General features: G+C 43.4%; 6 protein-coding genes and 1 pseudogene. 6 read left to right on the forward strand and 1 reads right to left on the reverse strand.

Going from position 1 to position 11,221, the window contains the following annotated elements:
- Positions 1-101: 101 nt before the first annotated feature.
- From D9603_RS03525 to D9603_RS03540, 4 genes and pseudogenes are all read left to right on the forward strand, one after another.
- A pseudogene (locus tag D9603_RS03525) lies at positions 102-1,615 on the forward strand (tryptophan halogenase family protein).
- 230 nt (positions 1,616-1,845) lie between these two features.
- Positions 1,846-3,720: an alpha-amylase family glycosyl hydrolase gene (locus tag D9603_RS03530; RefSeq protein ID WP_128730158.1), complete on the forward strand. Its 1,875-nt coding sequence runs from the start codon at positions 1,846-1,848 to the stop codon at positions 3,718-3,720.
- Between the two features lie 3 nt (positions 3,721-3,723).
- Positions 3,724-5,223: an MFS transporter gene (locus D9603_RS03535; RefSeq protein WP_128730160.1), complete on the forward strand. Its 1,500-nt coding sequence runs from the start codon at positions 3,724-3,726 to the stop codon at positions 5,221-5,223.
- Positions 5,224-5,233: 10 nt separating this feature from the next.
- A complete protein-coding gene (locus D9603_RS03540) occupies positions 5,234-7,630 on the forward strand; it encodes a glycoside hydrolase family 15 protein (protein ID WP_128730161.1) in 2,397 nt (798 codons plus the stop codon).
- 54 nt (positions 7,631-7,684) lie between these two features.
- Here the strand turns inward: D9603_RS03540 and D9603_RS03545 are convergent, their stop codons facing one another.
- The gene (locus tag D9603_RS03545; protein ID WP_128730164.1) at positions 7,685-8,704 is read right to left on the reverse strand and encodes a LacI family DNA-binding transcriptional regulator; all 1,020 of its coding nucleotides are present in this window, start codon (positions 8,702-8,704) and stop codon (positions 7,685-7,687) included.
- Positions 8,705-9,020: 316 nt separating this feature from the next.
- On the opposite strand from D9603_RS03545, the gene glk reads away from it, so the two are divergent.
- Both glk and D9603_RS03555 read left to right on the forward strand, forming a co-directional pair.
- Positions 9,021-10,028 (forward strand): glucokinase, encoded by a 1,008-nt coding sequence (glk, locus tag D9603_RS03550; RefSeq protein ID WP_128730162.1) that lies wholly within the window; start codon positions 9,021-9,023, stop codon positions 10,026-10,028.
- Between the two features lie 4 nt (positions 10,029-10,032).
- Positions 10,033-11,052, forward strand: a complete 1,020-nt coding sequence (locus D9603_RS03555; protein ID WP_125253207.1) for a LacI family DNA-binding transcriptional regulator — start codon at positions 10,033-10,035, stop codon at positions 11,050-11,052.
- Positions 11,053-11,221: the final 169 nt, after the last annotated feature.

The raw sequence follows: 11,221 nt of genomic DNA on the forward strand, positions 1-11,221 counted from the left end.
TCGACAAGATTTTCTCGCTTCAAAATAGACCACTTAATTAAGAAAATAGGTATTACTCAGCTTTTTATAAGCAATGTTGACAGTGTTAAGGTATGAAGACGATGAAAAGCCAAAAAATAGTGATTTTAGGTGGCGGAACTGCTGGTTGGATGGCTGCAAATATGATGGCTAAGAGTTGGGCAGATAAAGCGATCGAAATCACCGTTGTTGAGTCTTCCAGTATCGGTATTATTGGGGTTGGTGAGGGATCAACACCACAATTTAAGGGCTTTATGGATTACCTTGGTATTTCGGAAGCTCAATGGATGCCAGCTTGCAACGCGACATACAAAAATGGGATCCGATTTATTGATTGGTCAACGAAAACCGGATTTTCCAGTTACTTTCATCCTTTTCCCGCACAGCCAGATGACTACTCTGCACCTGCATTTTTTCATAATAGCTTCGTGAGGCGTAAGGCAATTGATGTTGAAGGTCATCCAGACCACTTTTTTTTGGCCACTCATTTAGCGAACACAAATAAGTCGCCAATTGCTGCACAAAACTTTCCGTTCGAAATCAATTACGGCTACCACTTTGACTCAAGTTTGTTGGGAGAGTTTTTGGCACGTGAAGCCGAAAAGCGCAATGTAAAGCATATTGATGCAACAATTTCAGATGTGAGAAAGCATGTGAATGGTGACATTGCGGCACTTGTTACCTCACTGGGCGTAGAAATCGCTGGAGATATTTTTGTCGATTGCTCAGGTTTTAAGAGTTTACTGCTACAACAAGCACTTGATGTCGGTTTTGAATCATTTGGCAATAACTTGTTTAATGATGCTGCGGTGGTATTAGCAACCAAACAAGGCGATATCATTCGCTCTGAAACGAGTCGGTGGCGCGCAAATACGGATGGTCTTGGCATATCCCATTAACCAACCGGAACGGTAATGGCTATGTATATAGTCAGCGCTATTGCGATAGAGATCAGGCCGAAACAGAGTTAAGGGCCGCACTGGGTTTACTAGACTCAGACGTTGAAGCTCGCCATATAAAAATGAAAGTGGGTCAAGTGAAAACCCACTGGAAAAATAATTGTATTGCTGTTGGCTTATCTCAAGGGTTTATAGAACCATTAGAGGCGACGGCTTTACACATAGTTCAAGAGACTGTGCAAAGCTTTATAGAGTGTTATCAAGAGGCAGGATTCACGGATGGGAATCGCGACAAACATAACCATTCGATCGCAACGCGCTATCAAGCCATTAGAGATTATATTGTTGCCCATTATCGTGTAAATAGTCGCACGGATACACAGTATTGGCTTGATAATGCAAATAATAACAACCTATCTCGCTCACTATTTAATGTGCTGCAAACTTGGGTGTCAGGCAATAATTTATCGGATGAATTGACGCGCCAAAATATTGATCAGTACTACCCATCGGTTAGCTGGCACTGTCTGCTTGCAGGCTATGGAGTCTATCCAGATCAGGCTCAGCTCAAACCAGGCAACGCGTTAGCTAAGCAATATAATATCGAAAAAATTGAAGATTACTTGAGACGATGTGGATTGAATTTTAAAGCACATCGATTGGAACTAGATGCGCTTGCCTCAACTTTTCATAAATAACCAGACCAAGTTACTTGAAGGTAACCGACTATTAGCATCGAGTTCAACACAGTGAGCGTGAAAAAGGCATTTATTCTCAGGAGCTTAAGTTAAATATTGCTTAACAGCGCTTATCACTAGTCATAAAGCCTGAAGAATAACGATGAGTAGTTCTGTGAATACGTATGCAGGTCGTTCTAAATAAACAGTGAGGCAAGTAGACTCTGTTAAAACAGCAGTATGACAACATTATGAAAAATAAATCTTTATTATTGGCTGTTTCAGCCCTTTTAGGTGGTGCAGTGAGTATAGCTGGCTGTAGCCCTGCGCCTATCGACAAAAAGTCACAGCAGATGACGCTACAACCTGAGGTTGTGCTATTGAGTAAGCCCGTCGTGTATCAGGTATTTACTCGGTTATTTGGTAATACTAAACAAGTTAATAAACCTTGGGGAACACTAGAAGAAAATGGTGTAGGCAAGTTTTCTGACTTCACTCCAACGGCGCTGCTGGCGTTAAAAAGCATGGGGGTAACCCATGTTTGGTATACTGGCGTGCTTCATCATGCACTTGTCACTGACTATAGTAAATATGGCATTGGTCAAGATGACCCAGATGTGGTGAAAGGCAGAGCTGGCTCACCTTATGCAATCAAAGACTACTATAACGTTGACCCTGATCTTGCTAATGACCCCTCAGCACGTCTTGCAGAGTTTGAGGCGCTAATTAAACGCACCCACGAGGCGGGGCTTAAAGTCATTATCGATATTGTACCAAATCACGTTGCCCGTAATTATCAATCTTTAGGGGCACCAAATGGAACGATAGATTTTGGCGATAATGATGACACGCAAGTCACTTATGCGAAGAACAATAATTTTTATTATGTCGTAGGTGAAGCATTTGAAGTGCCAAGCAGCGATGATTATCAAGTGCTAGGTGGTGATGTACACCCTCTTGCTGATGGTAAATTTACTGAAATTCCGGCGAAGTGGACAGGGAACGGCGCTCGATCAGCAAAGCCAGATATCAATGACTGGTATGAAACCGTCAAAGTAAACTATGGGGTTAAGCCTGATGGTAGTTATGATTTTGACCGCCTACCAGATGAATATGCAGACAAGGGCTATCAAGCACACTTCGAATTTTGGCAACACAAATCGCTGCCAGACAGTTGGTATAAGTTCCAAGCTATTACCCATTTTTGGCTAGAAAAAGGGGTGGATGGTTTTCGTTACGATATGGCTGAAATGGTGCCAGTAGAGTTTTGGAGCTTTTTAAACTCATCGATTAAAACAAAAAAACCAGACGCATTTTTGCTAGCTGAAGTATATAACCCAGCTTTATATCGGCCTTATATCAAACAAGGGAAGATGGATTACCTTTATGATAAGGTTGGTTTTTATGACACCCTAAAAGCCTTAATGCAAGGAAAAGGAGATGCTCAAACTGTATTAGATATTCATCAGTCAGTTGCGGATATTGCTCCGCATATGCTGCACTTTTTAGAAAACCATGATGAACAGCGGATCGCAAGTCCTGAGTTTGCTGGAGATGCACTTAAAGGTAAACCTGCCATGGTGGTAAGTCATCTTATAAGCACAGCTCCGTCTATGATCTACTTTGGTCAAACGGTAGGGGAAGATGGCTCGGAACAGGCAGGATTTGGCAGCCCTAGCCGTACCAGTATTTTTGATTATATTGGGGTGCCCGAACATCAAAAATGGATGAACCACGGTAAGTTTGATGGTGCATTGCTGAGCGAAGAGCAAGTATCGCTGCGCAACTACTACATTAAGCTTTTGAATCTGGCTAAGCAACCCGCGATAGCTGCAGGACAATACAGTCCAGTGGCTACACACAGTGATGACCCTATCAATACTGAGAAAATAATGGCATTTGGCCGCAAGCTAGGCCAACAAAAACTGCTTGTTATCAGTAATTTTGACGCACAACAATCTCGAACTGTAACAGTGCACTTGCCCGCAGATTGGCAAGGTCGCTACAGCGATATTCTCGAGGCGCACGCGAATTTACAATTACAACAGAGTGAAGTTGGCGAGCAGGTCAAAGCCACAATTACCCTTGCACCACTGGCGAGTGCGGTATATCAACTAGAGAAGTAATCTATGCAACAAGAACAACAAAAACCACAACTCAGTTTTTGGCAGATATGGAACATGTGCTTTGGCTTTCTAGGGATCCAATTTGGGTTTGCATTGCAAAATGGCAATGTTAGCCGGATTTTTCAAACGTTAGGTGCACAAGTCGATGACATTCCTATTCTGTGGGTTGCTGCGCCACTAACAGGCCTTATTGTTCAACCTATTATTGGCTATTGGAGTGACAGAACTTGGGGTAAGTTGGGACGCAGGAGACCTTTCTTCCTGTGGGGCGCTATTCTCACGACGTTGTCACTGTTTATTATGCCTAATTCACCAACCCTTTGGATTGCAGCCGGTATGTTATGGATCATGGATGCGTCAATTAATGTGACAATGGAGCCGTTTCGAGCGTTGGTTGGCGATAACCTAAATGAAAAGCAGCGTGCCAACGGTTATGCGATGCAAAGCTTTTTTATTGGCGTTGGAGCTGTGGTTGCGTCAGCCTTACCTTGGATGATGACCAATTGGTTTGATGTCAGTAATACAGCACCAGCAGGACAAATTCCTGAATCGGTAAAATATGCTTTTTATTGGGGTGGGGCTACCTTATTCGTTGCGGTGATGTGGACTATTGTCAACACAAAGGAATATAGCCCAGAGCAATTAGCTGCATTTGAAAAAGCGCAAACTCATCAGCCGCAAATAAGCACCGCAAATGTACCGGTCAACTTTTTAAAAGGCGCTGTAATAGCGGGTAGTTTTGGTGGTTGTGTGTTACTTGCTGTGGCGATAATGAAGCTTGAAAAGGAACTTTATTTATTGAGTGGCTTATTAATTGCGTTTGCCATGGTATTTGCCGTAGCTCATGTAATGCAGCGAAAGCAAAGCGTAAATAATGGCTTTTATCATGTGATTTTTGATCTATTCACGATGCCAACAACCATGCTGCAACTTGCAGTGGTGCAATTTTTTAGCTGGTTTTCTTTATTCGCGATGTGGATTTACACCACTTCCGCGGTAACGAGCTTTCATTACGGTACTTCGGATGTAACCAGCAAACTTTATAACGACGGTGCAGATTGGGTTGGAGTGCTGTTTGCGGCCTACAATGGCTTTGCGGCCATCGCTGCTATGGTGATCCCGTTTATGGTGAAGCGTATCGGGCTTAAAGGGGCGCATGCTGCAAACCTGTCATTTGGTGCTGTTGCATTAATCAGTTTTAAATTTATCGGTGACCCAACACTACTGTGGATCCCTATGGTTGGGATTGGCTTTGCTTGGGCATCAATTTTGTCACTACCTTACGCCATGCTGAGTAATGCACTTCCGAGTAGTAAAATGGGAGTATTTATGGGCATATTTAACTTTTTTATCGTTATTCCACAATTACTCGCTGCCAGTATTTTAGGACTTATTTTGCGCCACGGTTTTGACAACCAACCGATATTTGCACTGATTATTGGGGGCGTATCGTTTTTACTCGCTGCACTAGCTGTTTCAAGAGTCACGATTAAGGCTCAATAAGGAGAACAACATGATTAAGTATTCAACAATTGCACTTGCGCTTGTCAGTGCGGGCCTTATTGGTTGCGGTACTCAGCAATCAGCAATCGATTCACATTCAGCACCGGGTGCCCCCGGTGCCAAACCTTATTGGGCTTACTCAGGTAAAACAGGTATTGGCACGTCTTACGAGGCTTATCAAAGTGGGCAATATAGTGATGCAGCTTCTACCAAAGCTGTGTCAAAGGTATGGTTTTCGCTTGCTAAAGGCATGATCACAGAAACTATGTTTGGTCTTATCCACCAAGCGCAAATTAAAGACATGCAGTTTATCATTGTTGGTGATGGGTTTGTGGTTAAAGAATCGGATACAGATAGCTTGGATGTGACCATAGATTACCTGCACAAGGATGATAGTGGCCGTCCACTGTCTCTCGCCTACAAAGTGGTCAGCAAAGATAAGCAAGGTCGCTTTACGCTTGAAAAGCATATTTTTACAGACCCTGAAAGGCAAACGTTATTTGTTAGAGCAAAGGTGGATAGTAAGTTAAACGCTGTTAAGGCGTTTGTGAACGTTAATCCTTACGTCAATAACAATGGTTTAAATGACTTTGCAAAAGTAACAGATCAAGGGCTATTGGCGTGGGAAGGTGATAATTATTTATCGTTGCAAAGCAAAACGGGGTTTGTTGAAGCTTCTGTTGGCTTTACAGACTCCAGCGATAATTTATCAATGCTGGAGTCTACAGGTAAGATAGCTCAAGCTTATACCACCACAGGGGAAACGTCAGGGAATGTGAACTGGCTGGCAAATTTGGGCACTATTAGCGGTAGTAATACCTTTGATTTAACCTTGAGCTTTGGTCACTCAGCGCAAAAAAGTTTTGCTGAAGGCGCAGCTTCTTTAGCTAAAGGATATGGGCAAGTATTGGCAGATTATAATGGTGAAGGAGAGGCGATAGGGTGGCAAGACTATATCACCAGCCTTAAACCACTTAACTCAATGACCGCTAACACAACAGATAATGGCAAGCTCTTGTATACCAGTGCACTTGTATTAAAAGCACAAGAAGATAAAACCCATGCAGGCGCCTTGATCGCATCATTATCTAACCCGTGGGGAGATACAGTGCCTGCAGAGCAAGGCCATACGGGTTATAAAGCAGTATGGGTACGCGATTTTTACCAAGTGGCAATGGCATTTTTAGCGATGGGTGATGAGCAAACAGCACTAACTGCATTTGAATATTTAGAAAAAGTCCAAGTCACGGATACAACACCAGGTAACCAAGGTGATACGGGGTGGTTCTTGCAAAAGACCCATGTTGATGGTGAACTTGAGTGGGTGGGCGTACAGCTTGATCAAACTGCAATGCCAATTATGCTAGCATGGAAACTGTGGCAAGCAGGTGTCCTAAGTGATGAGAAGTTGGTGTACTGGTACAACAAAATGCTCAAACCGGCTGCCAACTTTTTGGTTGAAGGGGGACTGGCGAAAATACTATGGAATGACACACAGATCATGCCTCCAGCAACTCAGCAAGAGCGTTGGGAAGAGCAAAATGGTTACTCCCCATCAACTACGGCTGCCATCATTTCAGGCTTAATCACAGCAAGTGACATTGCTAAGTTAGCTGGTGACAAAGCTGGAGAAGAAAAGTTCCTAGCAACAGCACAGCAGTATAATCGTGAAGTTGAAGCCTTAATGTTCACCACCGAAGGTAACTTACAGAGTAAGCAAAGTGATGGGCGTTATTTCTTCCGAATTGGTCAGGATAAAGACCCGAACTCGAGTACACCATTAAACGCAAATAATGGCCGTCAAGGTATGGATAAGAAACAGATCATTGATGGTGGCTTTTTGGAGCTTGTGCGTTATGGGGTAAGGGCGGCAGATGCGCCAAGTATTGTAGCAACAATGCCTGAATATGATGATGAAACGATTGCAGAAAACTTGAGAGTAAAATACAGCTTTAAATTTGATGGCGATGTGAATAGCTACCCGGGTTATCGCCGCTATGGTAATGATGGCTATGGCGAAGATGAAAAGCGCGGAACAAATTATGCTGAAGGCGGACAAAATACTGATGGTCAGCGTGGTCGGGTATGGCCGTTTTTCACCGGTGAACGGGGTCATTATGACATTGCATTAGCACTGCTAGACGGTGAGCTGAGTATCGATGAGCAGAGCAAAATAAAAAATACTTATGTCAAAGCGATGGAGCATTTTGCTAATGAGGGCATGATGTTACCAGAGCAAGTATGGGATGGCGTGGGTAAGAATACCTTTGAATATACGCTCGGTGAAGGAACTAATTCAGCGACACCACTAGCTTGGACACACGCAGAATACGTAAAGTTGGTTCGTTCACTACAAGAAAAACAAGTGTGGGATCACTACCCAATTGTAGATAATAAATTGCAATAACGAATACAAGCGATAAAAATGCCAAGGTTTACCTCGGCATTTTTATCGCGACTGTTACCGTGAAGACTGTCTGATAATCAGTTTAGGTGGCAGTAGTGTATCGGCTACTTGTTCTCCTCTGATCAGCCGAAGTAAATTATCAACCAGCATTTGACCTGCCAGCGTGGTATTTTGCTGTACTGTTGTCAAAGATGGAGAGACATAACCGGCCGCAGCTATGTTGTCGAAACCAACAACATGTACGTCGTGCGGTACGCGGATCCCAGCTTCTTGTAGCGCTTTGATAGCGCCAATTGCAATAAGATCACTGGCGGCAAAAAGCGCATTGAATGTCACGTTATTGGCAATAAGTGAGCGGGTCGCATGGTAACCTGAGTCTTCTGTGGAGATGGCATTGGCTATTTTACGATCGCTGACTTCAATCGCCTTTTGCTTGAGAGTATCTCTAAAGCCCTTAAAGCGAGCGAAAAATTCAGGACTATGATCCGAAGCATCGCCAATAAACGCACAATCAGTCCTTACCATTTCAATTAAATGCTTAGCGGCCAATGCACCACCGCCATAATTGTCGCAGCTCACTGTTAGATCAGGGCGATCATCAACAGATGCGCCCCAACAGACGAATTTAGTGTGATTGTCGAGTAGGGTTTGTAATTTCGATTGGTAGTCGATGTAATCACCGTAACCCAGTAAAATAAGGCCATCAGCGCGATGACTATCTTCATAGTCAGCGTGCCAATCACTGCTGGTGGATTGAAACGAGACTAATAAATCGTAACCTTCTTTTGCACATGCGCGAGTAATACTGCCCAGCATACTTAAAAAGAAAGGATTGATCTGTGATTCATCCTCCGTTGGGTCTTCAAATAGTAATAGTGCAAGTGTGCTACTTTGTTGGGTACGCAGGTTACTGGCGTTTTTATCGACTTTATAATTTAGCTTTTTTGCAATCTCATGGACACGGCGGCGTGTTTCTTCGTTAACCAACGGGCTATTTCTTAAGGCGCGTGACACGGTAGATTGTGATACGCCTGCATAGTGGGCAATATCAAATGAAGTTGCTTTACCTTTCATGTTTTTCTCAACGCTTTGGACTGTGATATTGTCAGCCATTGAGAATTTTTTTCAACCAATTTAAGAGAATTTGCAAATTTTTATTGATACACTCTGACACCGGTGTCATAATGTCGGTGTTTTATCATTTTGTTGTCAAAACGTATTTAGCTGCCCTATGCCAAGGGCAGCATTTTTTTACCAATTAATTCAGTTTAGGTAAGAGCAAAAGCCAAGGCGTGCAAATTTTGGCTAGCTGAGACAATAAATTGCAGGACGTGTGCTGGCAGCTCTGATGTTAGCCCAAGCATAATCGCAGTGATAAAGAGATAATAATATGAGCCAGACAACAAGCCATTCATCCGTGCCGTTTGAACCGATTGTCGTTGCCGACATCGGGGGAACAAATGCTAGATTTGCTATAGTGTCAGATTTCGACACACAAACTAATCGTTTTTCAATCACTCACCAAGTTACTTTTCCAAGTGCTGAATTCCAATCTTTTGAAGCCGCTATCCAAAAATATTTAACTGAGTTACCCATCCCACAACCACGCCGAGCGTGTTTAGCGGTTGCAGGTCCTATTAAGTCTCAGCAAGTACACCTAACTAATCTTGGTTGGCATTTTAATTCTGAAGACATTCAATCACAGTTTGACTTTTACGAACTGGCGGTTATAAACGACTTCGCCGCGTTTGCGTATGCTTCACCATATTTAGCATTAGAGAAAAACCTTGTAATTAAACAAGGCCAGCCAGAGTTAGGGGCTAATATTGGGGTGATGGGACCCGGAACTGGTTTTGGGGCTGCGTGTCTTGCGCGAGATATTAACGGCAGTGCAGTGATGAGCTGTGAAGCAGGGCATATTTCACTTGCGCCGGTGACCGCTTTAGATAAAGAATTATTGACAGTCCTTCGTGCCAGCATTCAGCATGTCTCTGTTGAGACTGTATTTTCTGGCCCCGGTATCGCAAGACTTTACAAAGCCATGGCGCAAGTGCGTGGTGAGCAAGCAAAAGACTTAAACGCTGCGCAAGTTAGTGCTCTTGCCAAAGAATGTAAAGTGTGTGACGCGACGCTTACACATTTTTGCGACTGGATGGGCAGTGTAGCAGGCGACTTAGCGCTGACTTTTGGTGCTTTAGGTGGCGTTTATATTGGCGGTGGGATATTGCCTCGCATGCAGACTAGATTGCAAGCAAGTAGCTTTGTTGAGCGCTTTACTGAAAAAGGCATGATGTCGCAGTATACCAGCCAAATTCCAGTAACTTTGGTGGTGCAGGATAATATTCCACTAATTGGTGCTGCGGCTTGTATTCACGAGCGACGAGGATCGTTAAGGTAGGCCAATGAAAAAAGTAACTATCAATAGCGTTGCTGAGTATGCTGGAGTGTCAAAAAAGACAGTTTCTCGGGTTTTGAACAACGAACCTAATGTCAGTCCGGCAACTCGCGAAAAAGTGCTAAAAGTTTTTGAAGAATTAAATTATAAACCAAATCCAATCGCGCGGGGTCTGGCACAAAACCGCAGCTTTATTATTGGTTGCCTTTACGATAATCCATCAAAGAGTTACATCACGCGCGTGCAAAGTGGTGCGCTTGAGGCATGTCAAAAACACAGTTACAACTTATTGATCCACCCATGTGAACTGCGTGGTCAAGACCTTATTGATAACGTTGAGCAGTTACTGACGACTTCAAGATTAGATGGAATTGTACTTACCCCACCATTTTCAGACTCCAAAGAGCTGATAGCTTTTTTAAAGCAGCGAAAAATTCCGTATGCACGTGTCGCGTCGGCAATTGAAGGAGATGACTCCATTTCGATTAGAAGTAACGATGAACAGGGCGCGTTTGAACTTACAGAGCACTTGATTAAGTTAGGTCACACCGAAATAGCATTTATCAAAGGTCACCCAGATCACAGTGCCACAGAAAATCGTTTTTCCGGTTATCAGCGCGCGATCGCAAAGCATGGTATAGATTTTCAGCCGCGTTTAGTCGCAGAAGGTAATTTCAGTTACCATTCGGGTGCAGACAGCGCAAAAGCGATTTTAGATCTAGACCCTAGGCCGACCGCTGTTTTTGCTTCAAATGACTATATGGCGGCTGCCGTTTTAAAGTTGGCTACGCAACGTGAAATTAAAGTGCCGCAACAGTTGTCTATTGCAGGCTTTGATAATGCGCCGATCGCTCGGCATATTTGGCCTGGACTAACGACCATTGCACAGCCTGTCGAAGAGATGACACGTATTGCAGTAGAGGAGTTAATAAAGCATATTTCGCAGCCGCAAGAAACGCCATTTCAACATGTACTTGAAGCTAAACTCATTACTCGAGAGTCGACCCAAGCGCGCTCGAACTCATAACATTTTCAATTTTTATACTTGCCCCAAAGCCCAGTGCTTAGTCATTGGGCTTTTTATTTTCGCTGTTCTTAGGAAAAATGTTAAAGACAGCACGTTCAAGTAATCCTCAGATTTGTATCGCATTAATGAAGCTTGTTGACCCATCAGTATACCAATTGACTTAATACTT

It is taken from the genome of Pseudoalteromonas sp. PS5, from assembly GCF_004103255.1.
GTDB classification, from domain to species: domain Bacteria; phylum Pseudomonadota; class Gammaproteobacteria; order Enterobacterales; family Alteromonadaceae; genus Pseudoalteromonas; species Pseudoalteromonas peptidolytica.

Excerpts from the sequence above, each read along its gene's own strand:
- D9603_RS03535 (WP_128730160.1), top strand. The coding sequence starts at position 3,724 with ATGCAACAAGAACAACAAAAACCACAACTCAGTTTTTGGCAGATATGG.
- D9603_RS03530 (WP_128730158.1), top strand. The coding sequence starts at position 1,846 with ATGAAAAATAAATCTTTATTATTGGCTGTTTCAGCCCTTTTAGGTGGT.
- D9603_RS03545 (WP_128730164.1), bottom strand. The coding sequence starts at position 8,704 with ATGAAAGGTAAAGCAACTTCATTTGATATTGCCCACTATGCAGGCGTA.
- glk (WP_128730162.1), top strand. The coding sequence starts at position 9,021 with ATGAGCCAGACAACAAGCCATTCATCCGTGCCGTTTGAACCGATTGTC.
- D9603_RS03540 (WP_128730161.1), top strand. The coding sequence starts at position 5,234 with ATGATTAAGTATTCAACAATTGCACTTGCGCTTGTCAGTGCGGGCCTT.
- D9603_RS03555 (WP_125253207.1), top strand. The coding sequence starts at position 10,033 with ATGAAAAAAGTAACTATCAATAGCGTTGCTGAGTATGCTGGAGTGTCA.